Here is a 553-nt window from a genome sequence, read left to right as displayed (position 1 = left end):
CTGGTGCCAAGGCATCCACCGTACGCTCTTAAACACTTACAAACATTTATCAAAACAAAAATAAAGATGCTCGCATCCACTGTGCAATTCTCAAACAACACACACCAACCAACCCCAACACCCCACGGTCACTTCTTCAAACAACCGTGATAACAGGCGGAACCTGGCCGATATCTTGTCTAACCCTAGAAAAAACTCATCTCCACTCACGCGGAGGTGTGTTCCCTCAGGACCCAATAGTGTATCGATGCTTCACACAGTCACCTGTGTAAACGCCGGCAGACCTTCTTTAACGAAAGACGCTGGCATTGTTAGTGTTTCACCCATGAGCTCCCACCACTGAACATTCGCCAGTGAAGCGGGGCCACCACACTCACACACCCCGGTAAAGAGGTGAGGCGCTGGTACAAAGCAGCACATCGAGTGTGGTTTATGTTGCTCCTTAGAAAGGAGGTGATCCAGCCGCACCTTCCGGTACGGCTACCTTGTTACGACTTCGTCCCAATCGCCAATCCCACCTTCGACGGCTCCCTCCCACAAGGGGTTGGGCCAC

1 rRNA gene is annotated in these 553 nt (G+C 51.7%); it reads right to left on the bottom strand.

The features are described 5' to 3' along the window. Positions 1 to 446: 446 nt before the first annotated feature. Positions 447 to 553: ribosomal RNA gene (locus AC56PL_RS27570) — 16S ribosomal RNA — on the bottom strand; the annotation flags it as partial.

Source organism: Williamsia sp. Y721, from assembly GCF_059683565.1.
The sequence above is the reverse complement of the archived record's forward strand: the minus strand, read 5'-3'. Positions and strand labels throughout refer to the sequence as shown.